The organism is Erysipelotrichaceae bacterium 66202529 (assembly GCA_017161075.1).
In the GTDB taxonomy this organism is placed as follows: Bacteria; Bacillota_I; Bacilli_A; order Erysipelotrichales; family Erysipelotrichaceae; genus Clostridium_AQ.
On record CP046174.1, the window covers coordinates 985,518 to 1,002,352 of the forward strand.

Annotated in this window: 18 protein-coding genes, 1 tRNA gene and 1 pseudogene; 16 read left to right on the top strand and 4 right to left on the bottom strand. The window is 42.2% G+C overall.

The features are described from left to right. The first annotated feature begins 52 nt into the window (after nt 1–52). Complete coding sequence (locus GKZ87_04700) at nt 53–865, top strand: zinc-ribbon domain-containing protein (GenBank protein ID QSI24849.1); 813 nt, start codon at nt 53–55, stop codon at nt 863–865. Between the two features lie 185 nt (nt 866–1,050). Further along, nucleotides 1,051–1,437: a hypothetical protein gene (locus GKZ87_04705; GenBank protein ID QSI24850.1), complete on the top strand. Its 387-nt coding sequence runs from the start codon at nt 1,051–1,053 to the stop codon at nt 1,435–1,437. 248 nt (nt 1,438–1,685) lie between these two features. Here GKZ87_04705 and GKZ87_04710 read toward each other — a convergent pair whose 3' ends face one another. Continuing rightward, entirely contained in the window at nt 1,686–2,078 is a 393-nt protein-coding gene (locus GKZ87_04710) for an Rrf2 family transcriptional regulator (GenBank protein QSI24851.1), read from the bottom strand. Continuing rightward, nucleotides 2,075–2,488 (bottom strand): Rrf2 family transcriptional regulator, encoded by a 414-nt coding sequence (locus GKZ87_04715; protein ID QSI27883.1) that lies wholly within the window; start codon nt 2,486–2,488, stop codon nt 2,075–2,077. The genes GKZ87_04710 and GKZ87_04715 overlap by 4 nt, the downstream gene beginning before the upstream one ends. Before the next feature lie 276 nt (nt 2,489–2,764). Between GKZ87_04715 and cysK the strand changes: the two genes are divergently transcribed. Beyond that, complete coding sequence (gene cysK, locus GKZ87_04720) at nt 2,765–3,709, top strand: cysteine synthase A (protein ID QSI24852.1); 945 nt, start codon at nt 2,765–2,767, stop codon at nt 3,707–3,709. A 514-nt stretch (nt 3,710–4,223) separates the two neighbouring features. On the opposite strand, the gene GKZ87_04725 is transcribed toward cysK, so the two are convergent. Next, nucleotides 4,224–4,314, bottom strand: a tRNA-Ser gene (locus GKZ87_04725). Between the two features lie 493 nt (nt 4,315–4,807). Here GKZ87_04725 and GKZ87_04730 point away from each other — a divergent pair. The 3 genes from GKZ87_04730 to GKZ87_04740 all read left to right on the top strand — a co-directional run bounded on the left by GKZ87_04730 (nt 4,808) and on the right by GKZ87_04740 (nt 6,818). Beyond that, a complete protein-coding gene (locus GKZ87_04730; GenBank protein QSI24853.1) occupies nt 4,808–5,278 on the top strand; it encodes a hypothetical protein in 471 nt (156 codons plus the stop codon). Between the two features lie 70 nt (nt 5,279–5,348). After that, nucleotides 5,349–6,005 carry an HAD-IA family hydrolase gene (locus GKZ87_04735; protein QSI24854.1) on the top strand — a complete coding sequence of 219 codons (657 nt, stop codon included), beginning with the start codon at nt 5,349–5,351 and terminating at the stop codon, nt 6,003–6,005. A gap of 39 nt (nt 6,006–6,044) precedes the next feature. Next, nucleotides 6,045–6,818, top strand: coding sequence for a DUF2812 domain-containing protein (locus GKZ87_04740; protein QSI24855.1), 774 nt, complete (start codon nt 6,045–6,047; stop codon nt 6,816–6,818). 68 nt (nt 6,819–6,886) lie between these two features. Here GKZ87_04740 and GKZ87_04745 read toward each other — a convergent pair whose 3' ends face one another. After that, on the bottom strand, nt 6,887–7,099 hold the full coding sequence (locus tag GKZ87_04745; protein ID QSI24856.1) for a DNA-binding protein: 213 nt from the start codon (nt 7,097–7,099) through the stop codon (nt 6,887–6,889). Between the two features lie 386 nt (nt 7,100–7,485). Between GKZ87_04745 and GKZ87_04750 the strand changes: the two genes are divergently transcribed. From GKZ87_04750 to GKZ87_04795, 10 genes and pseudogenes are all read left to right on the top strand, one after another. After that, complete coding sequence (locus tag GKZ87_04750; GenBank protein ID QSI24857.1) at nt 7,486–7,896, top strand: hypothetical protein; 411 nt, start codon at nt 7,486–7,488, stop codon at nt 7,894–7,896. A gap of 743 nt (nt 7,897–8,639) precedes the next feature. After that, nucleotides 8,640–10,598: a PRD domain-containing protein gene (locus GKZ87_04755; GenBank protein QSI24858.1), complete on the top strand. Its 1,959-nt coding sequence runs from the start codon at nt 8,640–8,642 to the stop codon at nt 10,596–10,598. Between the two features lie 15 nt (nt 10,599–10,613). Next, a complete protein-coding gene (locus GKZ87_04760) occupies nt 10,614–11,474 on the top strand; it encodes a TIM barrel protein (protein ID QSI24859.1) in 861 nt (286 codons plus the stop codon). 31 nt (nt 11,475–11,505) lie between these two features. Then, a complete protein-coding gene (locus GKZ87_04765; GenBank protein QSI24860.1) occupies nt 11,506–12,378 on the top strand; it encodes a ketose-bisphosphate aldolase in 873 nt (290 codons plus the stop codon). A gap of 21 nt (nt 12,379–12,399) precedes the next feature. After that, nucleotides 12,400–12,882: a PTS sugar transporter subunit IIA gene (locus GKZ87_04770; protein QSI24861.1), complete on the top strand. Its 483-nt coding sequence runs from the start codon at nt 12,400–12,402 to the stop codon at nt 12,880–12,882. A gap of 35 nt (nt 12,883–12,917) precedes the next feature. Then, on the top strand, nt 12,918–13,220 hold the full coding sequence (locus GKZ87_04775) for a PTS fructose transporter subunit IIB (GenBank protein QSI24862.1): 303 nt from the start codon (nt 12,918–12,920) through the stop codon (nt 13,218–13,220). 37 nt (nt 13,221–13,257) lie between these two features. Then, a pseudogene (locus tag GKZ87_04780) lies at nt 13,258–14,280 on the top strand (PTS sugar transporter). A 16-nt stretch (nt 14,281–14,296) separates the two neighbouring features. Continuing rightward, nucleotides 14,297–15,211 carry a cupin domain-containing protein gene (locus tag GKZ87_04785; GenBank protein QSI24863.1) on the top strand — a complete coding sequence of 305 codons (915 nt, stop codon included), beginning with the start codon at nt 14,297–14,299 and terminating at the stop codon, nt 15,209–15,211. A gap of 151 nt (nt 15,212–15,362) precedes the next feature. Beyond that, nucleotides 15,363–15,812, top strand: coding sequence for an RpiB/LacA/LacB family sugar-phosphate isomerase (locus GKZ87_04790; GenBank protein ID QSI24864.1), 450 nt, complete (start codon nt 15,363–15,365; stop codon nt 15,810–15,812). Between the two features lie 14 nt (nt 15,813–15,826). After that, nucleotides 15,827–16,834, top strand: coding sequence for a dihydroxyacetone kinase (locus GKZ87_04795; GenBank protein ID QSI24865.1), 1,008 nt, complete (start codon nt 15,827–15,829; stop codon nt 16,832–16,834). Nucleotide 16,835: the final 1 nt, after the last annotated feature.

Genomic DNA, 16,835 nt, shown 5'->3' on the forward strand with positions numbered 1-16,835 from the left:
TATGTATATATAAATACAGAAATAAGGTTGAATATGGGGTGAGTGATAAATTATGAAATATTGTCCCAAATGTGGTAAAGAATTAAAAAAAGAAAATTTGAGATTTTGTCCAGAATGTGGATATACCTTAAATCTAGTTGAATCTACGAATGTACAACAAATAAAAAAATCACGAAAGAAGAATATTGTCAAATTCGTAGTAGCTGTATTTATTGCTGTTTTAGCATGTGGTGGAGGATATATTATTTATGACAAGTATCAAAATAATCAACAAGGAAAAAGGGAAATAGCAGAAATACAGAATAACGTTGGACAAACAGTGAAAAAAGATCAGGATAGTTCGAAATCTCCTAGAGAAAATGTAGAAAGATTAAATGCTTCTACATATCCTACTAACTATAAAGAATATGGAATATATACAAAAATATTTACTTATCCAAAACTATCAAAGATTGATATCAGTGTTTATAAAACAGATGATGTATCGTTGTTATTTACTGAAGATGATTATTGGAAAGAGTATGAGGCAGGTAATTTGGATAGTTCAGTCTTAGTACCAAAATTTGAACAAATGCTAACAGATTACTATGATTCTCAAGAAGAAAATCATAGTATTGACGAAAAAGAAGAGTATCCTTCTTATTTACCTTTACCAGGCACATATTATGTGGATGATGCTCATACTTTAATTGGTGCAGATGGAGTTGTAGGTACTTATACTCAAGATGAATATTGGAATTTATTTGTTAAACAAGGAAATGATGCCCGTGGTGGACAATATCGTGTAAAAGGTGGAAGGTTCACAAAAGAGCAGATTCAGGGAATGAAAATACCAAAAGAATGGTATCCGTGGTGGGCAAAATAAAACCAGATGAGTCAAAGCCGATAAATGGCTTTGGCTCTATTTTTACGTTATAAGCAATTTTGTTAAGAATGCACCCAAATAGTCATAGAATAACCAAACGATGATTTTAAACACAAATACGTTGCTTACAGATATAGTTTTCTAAGTTCCTATGTTCCGTAAAAAGAAAAGGAGTGAATAAGGTCATGGAAATTACAGATAAAAATAGACAGGAAGTCCTCACTTGCTTAGTCGCTAGAGGTTACGCAGAATTAAAATCACATGTTGAAGTACATTTGAAAATAAACGAAACAGAATCCCCTATAGGTAGCGAGTGGGGTACAGACAAAGGCTATGGAGCAAGAATTTTCCTTATAGAAAGCGTGAAAGAGTTTGTGGAAATAAAACAGACTCTCAACCTAGTAGATCGTTGTCCGGGACATGAAGAAACAATCGTTGAGGATAATAAAAGAGTCTCCCTTTTTGTGCTGTTTCTCACAGGGGATGACTCTGGAGTTTGTCTTTTTTTCTTAAATGAAAACGTGGTAAATGTGGAACAAACCGCAGACGCCACATTTTTTTTGACAGCATAATTTAATAAATTTTATAGTTTTTATTGACGAATAATTGTATAATGAAGTTAAGACAACTGGAGGTATTTATCAATAATGTAAAAAGCAGAGAATGCTATTAAGACTCCTGCCCAAACATGAATATTCAAAAATAAGAGACTTCAAACTGTTGTATAACAACAAATTCTGAAATCTCTTTTTGTCAAAGTGAGTAAGGGCTTATCTGAAGATGATCTTCTTTTCAAGCAATATACAATGTGTTATATCGTTTACGATAAGGACAATTCCGCAATGGTCAGCTCTGACAGGTAAAGCTTTAGACTGTCATCAATCGGTGTCCAAACCTCCCGCATCAGCATTTTTTTCATAGGATCTGTTTCATCCTGTTTACTGACGATGCATGTATCATTTTCCATCAGTTGAATAATTTCATAAATGGTAATACTCTCAATGGGACGGATAAGCTGGTACCCTCCCTGACTACCTCTTGCACTCGTTATAAATCCCGCTTTTTTTAATGTCGCAAAAATCAATTCCAAATAACGCTCAGATATTTGTTCCCGACTGCCAATCTCTGTTATAGACAGAGGACGCTCTTTCCCATATATGGCAAGATCAATCAGACATCTTGCCGCATATCTGGATTTCGTTGATAATTTCACGCACTCACCTCATTCTTATAAATATCCGTTAAATAGCGTAAGGTCTTTCCCTCAAGAACTTTATAAATTTCATCCTGCATCCCCATCCATACAGGCTGTGTCCGGCATATACCGGCACGCATACAGGTGTGGGAAAGGCACACAACGGGATCCAGCTTTTCTTCAACAGCTAAAATAATGTCCTTGGCCGTGATATCATTAGGATTTTTTGCAATCTGATAGCCGCCGTCCTTCCCTCGTATACTGATAAGAAGCTGGGCTTTTTTTAATTGCTTAAAAATCTGTTCCAGATATTTGACAGAACAATTTCTAGCTTCTGCTATATCACGGATACTGACACAAGTATCGGCTCTGGATGCTAATTCGATCATTGCTTCCAGTGCGTAGACGCCTTTTGTAGAAATTTTCATCATAAATCTCTCCCATCAATCTCTTAACTTATATTTTAGTAGAAATACATAGAAAAGACAAGCAAATCATACGGAAATTATAGGAATATTTGAATCATTTCATTGACATTGCAATTAAAATGGCATATAATCCCAGTAAAATGATAGGGGTTGAACTTATGAAACTTCATATACACATCACAGTCAAGTTTCATCACACATCACGATGTTGCTTCATCGTCATGCCATATAATAATATGCCGTTAAATGAGGTGCTATAAAAGGAGGATAAACTATATGACAAGAATTTATGAGAGTATTACAGAGCTGATTGGCAATACACCACTTATACGAATCAATCGGCTGCAAGCAGATAGGAAAGCGGAAATTCTCGCAAAAATTGAGTATTTTAATCCAGGAGGAAGTGTAAAGGATCGAATCGCCTATCAAATGATAATGGAGGCGAAAAGAGATAAAAAGCTGGATGAGAGTACAGTTTTGATTGAGCCGACAAGCGGAAATACCGGAATTGGACTGGCTATGACTGCTGCAGCACTCGGTATTCGTCTGATTATTGTATTACCGGAAACAATGAGCATTGAGCGCAGAAAACTGATTCGCGGCTATGGGGCTGAGCTGGTGCTGACAGAGGGAAGCAAGGGGATGAAGGGGGCAATCGCCAAAGCGGAAGAGCTGCATAAGGAGATTCCAAATTCTATCATCCTGCAGCAATTTGAGAATGAAAATAATCCAAAGGCACATCTTCTGCATACCGGAGAAGAAATATGGAGGGATACAGAAGGAATGGTTGATGTATTTATCGCAGGGGTAGGTACCGGAGGTACTATTAGCGGTACGGCTGCATATTTGAAGAAGAAAAATCCAGCAATCCGCATTGTAGCGGTGGAGCCTGAAAATTCTCCTGTTTTGTCAGGTGGCAGTGCAGGCCCTCATAAAATTCAGGGAATCGGTGCCGGTTTTATTCCCAGGAATTATCATGCAGAGCTGGTGGATGAAATTGTTCAGATTCGTGATGAGGAGGCTGTTTCTACTGCAAAGAAGCTGGCCAGAGAGGAAGGGATTGCTGTTGGGATTTCAAGTGGAGCAGCAATGTGTGCAGCATTAAAGCTGGCAGAGAAAGAGGAGTATGCAGGAAAGCGGATTGTCGTACTTTTACCGGATACGGCAGAGCGTTACTTATCCACAGTGCTTTATGAGGAAGAAGGAATAGAAAGGATATAAAACATGAGATCACTGTTGCATCGTTGAGGAACGGTGTAAAAAGTCTTTTCTAAATCAAAAAACAGAAGCCCGATTTCTTCCACCTGAAAAGTGGGAAAGTCTATACCAGCGGAATTATCTGCAGGAATAGACTTTCTTTTTTCTATGCAAATATGGAAAGGCCGCAAAGAATTATTTTGTCTGAAGGTATCATATTACCTTATGTGATACCTTTTTTCACATTGTATTACTGCATTCTCATGATTCCTTAAGCATCTGTTTCAAGGTGAAATTTTATCTTATGTAATATGTAAAACAGACCTATAGTATTAGGGCGTGTACGTTATCATATGTTATATTTATTCTGGTAAGTAGGTTTCCTGATAAGTGCTCTCATCATATAATACTTATCTTCATACAGCCTTTACATTTATAATGGAATTCTGCTGCATATTAAATCTGATAATTTAATCTCAGCTTCATATAAATACAATATACAGAAAAAAACACCGCATAGCGATGTTTCTGTTTAAAATGGCGGAGTAGGAGAGATTTGAACTCTCGCGCCAGTTTCCCGACCTATACCCTTAGCAGGGGCACCTCTTCAGCCGCTTGAGTACTACTCCAGTTCTGATTCGCAGTTGTTAGTTTCATAAAAACCATTTCATTTCACTGCCATAAAAGTATATCATAATCATTTTTAAAAGTCCATACCTATTTTTTAAATTTCTGTCTCTTTTCAGGCGTAACCTACCGTCTTTGTATCATTCACTGGCACTAATTTATAGATAAGCAGAATGCATGAAGCTGAAATACGGAACAGGAAAAACAATGACGAGCATAATATCATAGGAGCATTTCTAATCCAACTGGAAACAGCGAATGACAGCTACGGCGAGTCTCTTTACATTGCCAACAGCCACAAAGCGAATTCTAACATCGCTTTTTTATGACTTCCATCTACCCATTCTAGGAAATCATAGTTATAATCTATTACCCGTATATTTTAGCTTGCTTTTTATTAAATAAGTAAAAAAATGCAATTCTTTCAAATTGTTTTAGGAATTCCACCTCTTTTCTTCGTATATAAGAGTATAAAGAATAAGGAGGTTTTCGGAAATGTATCGAACAATCAAAATCAGACTAAAGGCTACCAAAGCACAGAAGGAGCATCTTTTCACTTATGAAGCAGAGTATCACCAGCAGCTGGATTCACTTGTAGCACAAATGCGCACACATCCCTACAATGTAAAATTCAAAGATATAAGCATTGCAGAATCGATTGCAGTTCACAGTCGATGGACACTGTATCAGCTTGCTTTGAAAATGCATAACAGGGAAAAAGAACAAAAAAGAACAGGCTATAATAAATCAAGTACATGGAGTCCTAGATCCTTTACCATTAACAAAGATCGGCTGACGCTTCATTACGGTAAGCAGTTTTCCCATCGAAAAGATACGGTTACGCTGAAGCCGCTTGCCACTGAGCTGCTGCAATTGGAGGAGCATGAGATTATACGGATGGATCTTGTGCATGATGAGTATTTCTGGTATGCGAATTTTCTTGTCCGTATTTGTGTTAATCCGTGAAATAGTGTAGCCATTTTCTGCAAAATATGCTACGATAATTAACGGTTACAGTGTAATAGATGAGGTTATTATGAAAACAGATGGAATCATATTTGATGTTGATGGAACGCTTTGGGATGCGACAGAGCAGATTGCGGAGGCATATACGGTTATCCTGCAGCAGGAGCATATCGAACATAAGGTAATCACTGCAGAGATTCTCAGCTCTGTGATGGGTCTTATGAATGAGGATATTGCCGCAAGGCTGTTTCCTGAGCTGTCATATGAAAAACGTATGCATCTTATAGAACGATGCTGTGCGTTTGAGTGTGATTATCTGCGCAAGCATGGTGGAAGACTGTACCCTCAGGCTCTTGAGGTTTTGAAAAAGCTGTCAGCGAGATATCCGTTATATATCGTATCTAATTGTCAGGATGGCTATATAGAAGCGATGTTTGATGTTCATGGACTGCAAACATATTTCAGGGATTATGAATGTTCGGGAAGAACAGGAAAACCAAAATATGAAAATCTGAACATGATAAAAGAGAGAAACCATCTGCAGCAGCCGGTTTATATCGGAGATACCAAAACAGACCAGATTTCCTGTGAGAAGGCCGGTATTCCCTTTGTATATGCGGCGTTCGGCTTTGGAGAGGCAACTGCCTATGCCGCTAGGGTAAATTCATTTGCTGAGCTTGAACAGTTATTTTTATCAGATGAATCAACATACATACAAAAGCAGTAAATCGAAGTATATGAAGTATATAGTGTTGGAGGTAAGGCCATGAGTGAAGAAAAGAACGAAAAGAAAACAGTTTCCGATGCTGAGAATACACAGAGTGCTCCGGAAATCGAAGATAAGGAAGAATTGATTACAGCAGACAGTCTTGATAAAATGATGGAGGAGCTGAAGGAGGAAGCAGATGGAAGTGTTCAGACTCCACCTGTGGAAGCTGATAAGCCTGCAGTGGCAGAGACTGCAGAAAATGTGAAAAAATATAAGCTTTTCTTTGTATCTGATATGGATGAGGAAGCGGAATTTTTACATAAGATGTCCAAAGACGGTCTGCATTTTGTAAGTAAAAACGGTATTCAATACCTTTTTAAAAAGGGCGAACCAAAAAATTATTATTATCACCTTGGATATTATGAAAAAGATATTCGTGATCCGGAACAATATGTTGAGAATTACAAAGAGGCTGGATGGGATAATATTTATCATGAAAAGGGAGAGTTTGACGGTGTGTGGAATTATTTCCGAACAGAGATGGACGATGGAACAGAACCAAAAATTTTCAGTGACAGAATGTCCAGAATTGCACTCTATAAGCGTCTGCTCACAAGCTGGAGATCCCTGCTGACAATGCTTGCAATCTGCTCTGTATTTATCCTTGGGCTGCTTGCATTTCTTTGGCTTGGGGTCAATGCTTCCTCCATTACAACTATAGGAATGCGCGTTTCAGGTATCATCCTGCTGCTGATACTGGCTGTTTTTCTGTTATATCTGCGCCTGTATCATAAAATTGGCAGAAAGCTGGAGGAGCTTGTTAAGCATTAAAGGATCAATGATTTGGAAAATAAAAAGCTGTAACGGGAAGATCAGTTCTGTCATCCGTTACAGCTTTTCTAATTACCGATAAAGAAATCGAGGATATTCCATCCGGCATCTGTTTCCTGCTTATACAATTCCGTGTAACCGCATTGGGTACAAGATATTGTGATGAATTTCTTGTTCTGGATATCAAAAATCTTTGAAAAATTACCACCTGTTGCCTGAAATTGATCGCTTTCATACTGTGTATTTCCACATTTTGGACAGATATATTGCTTTTTCTCCATAGGTGCCTCCTTGTTTTTTTGATTATAGCATGATGCATTATAAAAGGAAAGAGCATCCTGCGAGTTGTCCTCTTCATTCAGTGATAACAGCAGATACCGTATTTTATTTCAATGATACAAGATATATGCTAGGCTGTATCCGCTATAGAGAATTGTTTTTTCATCGCATACGGCTTTCAAGATTGATCAACCCCTTATTCTTCATAACAAAGAACACCCTCATGGTCAGTAAACAATAATAATTTTTTTTGCATTTGCACAAGAATAATTTCAGCTAATGATTGCCCGTATTTTCCACAATCTGGATTGTTTTTTCTTTTAACGGTACCTGTAAACATTGATTGCTGTTGTTAAAATATTGTATAATAGCAGAATGAGGTGAGATTATGCTTGATTTGCAGAAACACAAGGAGTATTTATGGAAGTATCTTCTGACATATGGAAGAGCAAAAAGAAAGCGTGGCGATTATGAAAAGCTGGTATTTCCATTTCATGATATCGTTATGGAGGAAGGAAAGTCCATAGAAGATTATCGCAGTGAGGAGCTGAAGCAGCAGCTGGATGCCTGTGCTTCGATTGTAGACATTTTTGATTTGATTTCACTGGAATATAGGGATTACTATTTCATGGAAATCAGTTCGCTATTACATGATGATCAAAAGCTGTATTCCTGCCTTTTGAAAAAGACGATGGATACGGCAGGAATTACCGACTACATATCGGCCCATAATTATGAATATCTTATAAAGTTCGCCGATGAACCAACGCAGCAGTATATACAGGCTAAGCTGCCATGATCCGGTATAAGGATGTGCAGGCTTCCTGCTCGTCAGCGCTGAAAAATACCGGCATTCAAAGGACTGAGTAAAAAAGTTAGGTTTCATATCTAAAAACAGCGGGGTTTGCGCTTTGCGCTCATGAGTTATTCAAAAGCATTTCCATTGTTAAAAATTGTAGCAGATAAGGCAGGCGATGTTCTATTCGCCTGCTTTTCAGGCGTTGATTCTTTCTTTTCTTGGAAAAGAAACAAAAAGAAGCTGTGTTTCTGTAAAATGCTGCGTAGGGATATACTCCTACAACCAATTTGTAAGTGGAAAGATAATCGGCCTGCAGCCGTATGATTAGCTTATGTATGTACAAGCGAAAACCGTCATTCGCCATAATAGCTGGACATACCCCTGTGCGATATCGATACATACAGACTTCTGTATTGCTGCTTGTATAATCTCACTGAATTTTATATAGGTTTCTTCCTACAATGCATCTCCTGTATCCCCATGTATTTTTTAATTAAACGAATGAAATTTCGCCTGCTTCAGCAGTTATTCAATCCTTCACCTGGAATAAAGAAAGCTGATAAAACAGGCTTTTTTTAGCTGTTTAAGAAAAAGAACCAAGCTTGGTGCAAATTCTGGGAACGCTTACAATTTGCACCAAGATGGTGCACAAAGAGACTTTATGAGCCATAGCAATTCTGATTTGTTTACGGTAAGATAAAGGTGCAAAAAGAAACCGCATACAACGAAGGGAGGAATCGTTCGTGATTGACCGGATGACCGAAAAAACAATACGACTGCTGCTGGAACAAAAAGAGCCAATCACCACATCCGTGATTGCGAATGAAATCGGTGTTTCAAGAAGCAGTATCAAGCATAATCTGGATTACGTAAAGAAAACACTGCAAAAGGCAGATGTACTGCTGCATTCCATACCGGGCAAGGGAGTCTGGCTGTCGGCCGATGAACCACAGCGAAAGGCTGTCTTGCAGCTTCTACAGGAAAACAGTGATCATTCCTCCTCCTATAATTACCGGAAAAAATATATCCTCGATGTTTTATTTGAATACAATTCCAGCTATACGATACAGCTGTTTGCCGAGGAACTGAATGTTGCACGCAATGTCATTGCCAAGGATTTAGAGGTTTTGGAGCAATGGTTGTTGAAATTCGACTTAAAGATTGTGAAAAAGCGCAATATGGGAATCGGGGTTGAAGGTGGAGAATTTAATATCCGGCAGGCAATCCTGGAAAATAATAAGGAATTTATGCATGAAGTATACGGCAATGCCGCTGTTCCTGAGGGCATGGACTATCGTATCTCGGAAAAGTTTTATAACTATTTCCTGGAAATGTATGATGATTTCGACATTTTATATTTACAAGAGCTGTTAAAGGATGTGGAGGATGATTTGGAGCTGACGTTCTCCGATACCGATTATTGGCAGCTTATGGAATATGTGGCTGTCACCCTTCGCAGAGTACGCAAAGGAAATGTCATCGTAGAAAAGAACATCATGAACAAGCTGAATGTGAACAACGAACAATATACTGCAGCGAAAAATCTGTTTGATACGGCTGTGAGTGGTCTGCAGGCATATCTGGGCCTGGAAATCCGCTGTATGGCAGCACAATTCATCGTTTTCAGTAATCATGGTCTGGATGATGAGATCAATATGGAATACTTTGACGCAATCACCCGCGAATTTCTGGAGCATTTAAAAGCCATCGTCTCCAACAAACGCTTTGTGATCAGCGAGGGTCTTGTCCATGATGTGAGCCTGTTCATACAGAAGAAAAAAGCACAGGAAACCTTTGCCATATCCAAGCGCTATGACTTCCGACAGGATATCAAGCATCGCTTTCCAAGTCTGTACGGCATTACACTGACAACGATTGAGGAAGTGGAATCCTGTTTGAAAATCAGCTTTACGGATGATGATATCGCCTATATTGTCATGCTGATCAACAATGCAATCGATGAATCGGATCATCCCATCAATACCGTGTTTATATCGGCGGCGGATTTCCATACATCCAAGTATCAGGCGAATAAAATCATGCGGAATGTGGAAAATCTGACAATCAGTAAAATTCTGCATTATGAGGATATCCGGGAAAGCTCTATTACAAAATTTGAGCTGATTATCACAACGGTGCCTCTGGAGCTGAAGAAAAACGTATTGCTCGTCAGCCGTGAAATTAGTGATGAGGATATTGAAAATATCAGCCGTGCGATTTCGGAAAAGCAGAATATCGAGGTCGCAGATTTGGATGAATCCTTCCATCTGTTTGATCCCAAGCTGATTTTGTGTGATGTGAATGTCAAGCGCAAGGAGGATGTCATATCCAAAGGCTGTCAGCTATTGTATGAAAAAGGATATGTGAAGAAAGGCTTTGAGAAAAAAATATGGGAGCGGGAGAAAACAACTCCGACCTCCATTGGGAACAGCATCGCCGTTCCACACGGCTATAAGGCCTATGTGAAAAAGAGCGGTATCGTCGTCATGCGCTTAAAGCGCCCGATCAACTGGACATACGAGGATCGCATTGAAATTGTATTTTTAATGGCCATTGATTTCAATACGCAGTCTGAAGTATATAACTTTTTCCAGCAGTTCTATGCATTCATCGATGATCGATCAAATATCAAGGCCCTGAAGAATGCACGGGATGAAATGGAAATCTGGGAGATTCTGCAGCAGAGCGGAATCACCGCATAGAAAGTGAGGGATACGATGAGATTTGGAGTAGATACCTTTATCTGGAGTGAGGTATTTTCAGAAAAGGATATATGGGTCATCACTAAGGCGGAGGAGCTGGGCTTCTCTACCATCGATATTGCCATTGCCCATCCGGAAAGCTTTCCGACGCAGCTTGTAAAGGCAGAGCTGGCAAAGACAAAGCTGGAGGTAGTCACAACAACGACACTGGATGCACAGACGAATCTGATATCGGCGGATGAAGCAATTCGTAAAAATGGAGTGAAGGCTTTGAAAATGCTGGTGGATATCAACAGAGAATTGGGCAGTACTATTCTCGGCGGTGTGAATTATGCAGGCTGGGGATGTCTGAGCGGCAAACCAAAGACGGATGAGGAATGGAAGCATTCTGTGGAGGCTATGCGGGAGGTTGCGCAATACGCACAGAGAACGCATCCGGATTTGCGCATCTGTGTGGAACCGGTAAACCGTTTTGAAACCCACTTCATCAATACTGCCGAGGAGGGTGTTCGTTATTGCAAGGCAGTAGGCACCGGCAACATGGGCGTGCATCTGGATTGCTTTCACATGATCCGGGAGGAAACCAGCTATAGGGAAGCGGTTCTTACCTGTGGAAAGGAATATCTGGGCTATGTGCATGTATGTGAAAACAACCGCGGTATCCCGGGAACCGGACTGGTTCCATGGAAGGAATTTTTCACAGCGCTTCATGATATCGGATACGAAGGCCCCTGTGTGATTGAGTCCTTTGATCCAAGCTTCGAGGAGCTGAATGCGAATTGTGCCATATGGCGTAAATTTGCGGATACCGGAGAAGAGCTGGCCGTCCAGGGACTTGCCAATCTGAAACGCATTGCCGCCGAGCTGGGCGTATAAACAGCACACTTATTAAGGAGGAGTATAGAAAATGTTAGTAAACATGAAAGAAATCTTGAAGGAAGCAGAAGAAAAGGGATATGCCATCGGCTGTATCAATACACCGAATATGGAAACGCTGCGTGCGGTTGTGGATGCAGCGGAGGAATTGAACGTTCCGATTATCATTGACCATGCACAGGTACATGATCCACTGATTCCAATCGAAAGCATCGGACCGAAGATGGTTGAATATGCAAAGCAGGCGAAGGTTCCGGTATGTGTACATTTGGATCACGGAAGTGATTACAGCTTCGTTATGCGTGCGATTCGCTGCGGATTCTCCAGTATCATGTATGATCTGAGTGCATTGCCGTATGAAGAAAACATGGCAAAGCTGAAGGAATTTACGAAGCTTGCTCATGCACTGGATATCACTGTGGAGGCAGAGCTTGGCATTATGACGAGTACGGAGGAGGACTCTCATGGAGGAAGTGTAGGCTGGACACATGAGAGCATTAAAAAGACATTCACCGATCCACAGCAGGCAGCGGAATTTGCATCAAATACCGGCGTGGATGCATTGGCGGTATGCTTTGGTACCGCACATGGAATTTATGCGGAACCACCATTGCTGGATATCGAGCGTGTAAAGGCGATTCGTGCGGCTATGCCAAAGGAATCCCGTGTCGTTATGCATGGCGGCAGCGGTGTAGACGAAGCACAGGTACGTGCCGCTATCACAGCAGGCTGCTCCAAGGTTAATTACTACAGCTATATGGCAACAGCCACCAGTAAGCACATAAGCGAGTATCTGAATGAGCGTGACGGCAAAGCCTTCTGGCATGAGGTGGAGGAAGAAAGCTATCGCTTTATGAAGGAATATGCAAAGGATGTACTGACTGTATTCAAAAACGGAAAGTAACAGCAGGGGGAGAGTATCGTTATGAACGAAGTAAATTTATCAGAGGTTCTGAGCAGAGATACCGTCATGCTGGATGTGGAGCCGTTTGCGAATAAGGAATCCATGTTTGAGACACTGGCAGCTAAATTTGAAGAAGCAGGTATCGTTACAAATGCGAAGGAATATATCAAGGCGCTGGAAGAAAGGGAAACCCTGGGGTCCACCTATATGGGAAACCTGATCGCATTACCGCACGGCAAATGTGATGCAGTGGTAAAACCGGGTATAGGCTTCTGTCGCTGCAAGCATACCTTTCGCTACTGCTCCCATGATGAGGAGGGCGATGTACGCTATGTGTTCATGCTGGCGATTGCCGGCAGTCAAAGCGGTGATCAGTATCTGCGGGTGCTTGCCACACTGGCAGGATTGCTGACACATGAGGAATTTCTCGAAGTATTGGAGCATGCACAAAGCTATGAAGAAATCATTCAGGCTATCAATACCCTGCAATCGAATTGTGCGTAAGGAACACAATGGATAAGAAAAAGAGGTGAAATCAAATGAAAATCGTTGCGATCACATCCTGTGCCACGGGAATCGCTCATACGTATATGGCCGCAGAGGCTATAAAAAAGGAATGCAAAAAAAGGGGGTATGAGTGCAAGGTGGAAATGCAGGGAGCTTTAGGGATTGAAAACAAGCTCTCGGAAAAGGATATCAAAACGGCTGACCTGATCGTTTTTGCCAATGACGTGGGAATCAGTAAGGCAGAACGCTTTGACGCTTATAAGGAGAAAATCGTCAGACATACACCGCATCAGGTGATTCAGAAGCCGGATATCATCTTTGAAACACTGCAATAATTCATACAGTATGTTATTTAGGAGGACGAAAATAGTCATGAAAGAATAACTTAGTGAAATAAAAGGGGCGCTGTTGACAGGTGTCAGCTACATGCTGCCATTCGTTATTGCCGGAGGTATCCTGATTGCCCTGGGATTTGCCATCGGCGGCTATGATATTCCAAATTCCGTGGAGGAATACGGAAATTTTGCATCCACGATCTTCTGGTTAGGAAAAAAGGCATTTGCACTGATGGTTCCGGTTTTGGGTGCCTATGTTGCGTATTCGATTGCTGATAAGCCAGGTATTGCTGTCGGTATGGTCGGCGGTGCACTTGCGGATATGCAGGGGTCTGGCTTCTTGGGCGCATTGATTGCCGGTATCATTGCCGGTTACCTTGTAAATCTGTTAAAGAAAATCAATCTGCCAATGGCATTGAAATCTCTGCTGCCAACACTCATCATTCCAATTATAGGGGTAGGGGCTATCGGTCTGATTATGGTCTATGTGATCGGTACACCATTATCCGCTTTAACAACTGCATTAACAGATATGCTGAACTCTCTGGGAACCGGAAATCTTGTATTGCTGGGAATCATTCAGGGCTGCATGCTTGCATTTGATATGGGTGGTCCTTGCAACAAGGTTGCCTATGCCTTTGCACTGGCTGCCATGGATGCCGGAAACTATATGCCGATGGCTGCGAACTTCATCGGAAGTATGGCACCTCCACTGGCTATCGCTGTTGCGGCTCTTGTTGCAAAAAAGAAATTTACAAAGGAAGAACGTGCAGCTATTCCAGGTCTGTTTGCCGGAGCGTTTGGTATGATTACAGAATTTGCCATTCCATTTGCAGCTGCTAATCCGTTAACGGTCATTCCTTCTCTGATGGCAGGCTCTGCTGTAGGCTGTGCATTATCCTATGTATTCGGTTTGACAATGCGTGCACCGCATGGAGGTCTGTTTGTACTGTTTGCTTTAAATAATGCGATTCTGTTTATCGTGGCGTTGCTGATTGCCGGTGCAGTCAGTGCAGCATTGCTTGTATTGCTGCGTAAGCCGGTAACGGAAGAAGAATAAGGGGAGGACACAAGCTATGGCAAAATTATTTGATATCATGGGGAATTTCCCCTTCAAGGTGGAGGACAAGAAGCCGACACTGATCCGCAAGAGTGATTACTCAACGGCTCTGTATCCGCCAAACAATGCATTTACTTCCGATAACACCTTTACTATGGTGACAACGGATACCTTTATGCTCGGTATCTATGAGCTGGGACCGGGCGGCGTATTTGCACCGCTGGATATTCATCCAGGAGATGAATCCTATTATATCCTGAACGGCCCTGTCGTACAGCGAAGCGGCAACGGACAGTTTGCTTACCTGGAAACAGGTGAGGGTCTGTTCATGCCAGAGGGCGCATGGCACTGCTGCCACAATTTCTCCGATCAAAAGGCTAGAATCCTGTATTTCATCACGCCAAAGGCATGGAGTGAATCCATTCCGCCTGCTGTCATTCCAAGCGATGAGGAAACGAAATTTTATAAGGGACCAAACAATGACAAGCTGCCGGATATGCGAGGAAAGATTCAGGATATCTCCCGTCAGGGCTGCACGGATGATATCGGTGCATGGCCGGTGGATCCAAAAGAGGCAAGAGAGACCGGAGCAGTCTATGCTGTCAGAGATTTTGAAAAGCTGAACAATGTACATGGTACCAAGCACCCGATGCTGATGCGCTTCATTACCAGCAATGATTACGGACATTTTGGAGAATTCATACTGCCGGCAGGCGGCTATGGGCCAAGATGCTCGGATCCGGATACGCATGAGGGAGATGCAGCCCTGTATTGTGTAGAGGGTCCGGTGACGGTGAATCTGGTGGATTTGGAGGAAAGCTTCGTACTGGAGCCGGAGGATACCTTCTTCATTCCGGCAGGTGTGAAATATCAGCTTGTGAACTTTGAAAATCATCCTGTAAAAACTGTTTTCGCAATCACGAAACTATAATAGCTTAGGAAACGGCCGTGAGCGATTGCTGCGGCCTTTCTTATAGACAAAGGAAGGCATGGTCTGCATTTGCAGGTACAGCAGGTGATTACTTATAGCAACGTATCCATAAAGCAAAGGGATACAGTAGTGTTACGGATAAGGAGGATATATGAATATTGTCATTGGATGTGATGAGGCGGCATACCGCCTGAAGGAAATAATAAAGGAATATGTAGAAGAGCTAGGTCATACGGTTACCGATATCGGGGTGTATAATGAAGAGCCTTCCCTGTATCCAGATACCGCACAGAGACTGTGTGAAAAAATTACGGATCATAGCTGTGAACGGGGCATTCTGCTTTGTGGCACAGGAATTGGAATGGCTATCACCGCCAATAAGATACCGGGTATCCGCGCTGCTGTTGGGCATGATCTGTTTTCTGTGGAGCGCAGTATCAAATCCAACAACTGTCAGGTGCTTTGCATGGGAGCCAGAGTCATTGCGCCGCAATATGCAAAGCTGCTGGTGGAGCGCTGGCTGGAGTGTACGTTTGCCGGTGGAGCCAGTGCGGAAAAGGTAGAGCGCATTATGGAAATTGAACAGGATTACCGGAAATAAGGGAGGCAGATACAATGCAGAGAATAATAAATGATCCAAACATGGTCGTTGAGGATATGCTGAAGGGCTTTGAAAAATGTCATCGGGATATTCTTCATGTGGATGAACACAATCCAAGAGTCGTTATCAGCAATTCCTTTGCCAAGCAGAAAAAGGTGGGAATCGTGACCGGGGGAGGAAGCGGTCATAAACCGGCCTTCATCGGCTATTGCGGAGAGCATATGGTGGATGCTGTGGCAGTGGGAGAAATCTTTTCCTCACCGACCGCAAAGAGCTTCTATGACTGTATCCGTGCAGTGGATCAAGGCATGGGGGTAGCGGTTTTGTATGGTAACTATGCCGGGGATAATATGAATGTGAAGATGGCAATGGAGCTTGCAGATGATGATGACATCGAGGTAAAGACCGTTGTTGCGAATGACGATGTGGCGAGTGCGCCAAAGGAAGATATCGCCAAGCGCAGAGGGGTTGCCGGAGAAGTCTTCCTGTGGAAGGTTGGCGGAGCGAAGGCGAGCCAGGGGGCGGATCTGGATGCGGTTATCAAAGCGGCACAAAAGGCGATCGATCATACGCGAAGTGTCGGTGTGGGTCTTGGCCCGTGCACCATTCCTGCGAATGGAAAGCCAAACTTTCATATCGAACCGGGTACGATGGAATTTGGTATCGGACATCATGGCGAGCCCGGGGTACGTGTGGAACCGCTGGGAACAGCAAAGGAAATGGCAAAGGAAATGGTGGATATGGTTCTTGGGGATGTGCCGTTTACGAGTGGTGATGAGGTAGCGGTACTTGTCAGCGGTCTGGGGGCAACACCGGTGATGGAGCAGTATATCTTCTATGATGAGGTGGAGCGCTGTATGAAGGAAGCAGGAATCTCGGTATATCGATCCTATGTGGGAAACTATTTCACATCGCTGGAAATGAACGGTGTAACATTAACGGTGATGAAGCTGGATGAGGAGCTGAAGGAATGTCTGGATATGGATTGTGCATGTGTGGGACTGACACAGGTGAGGAGATAAT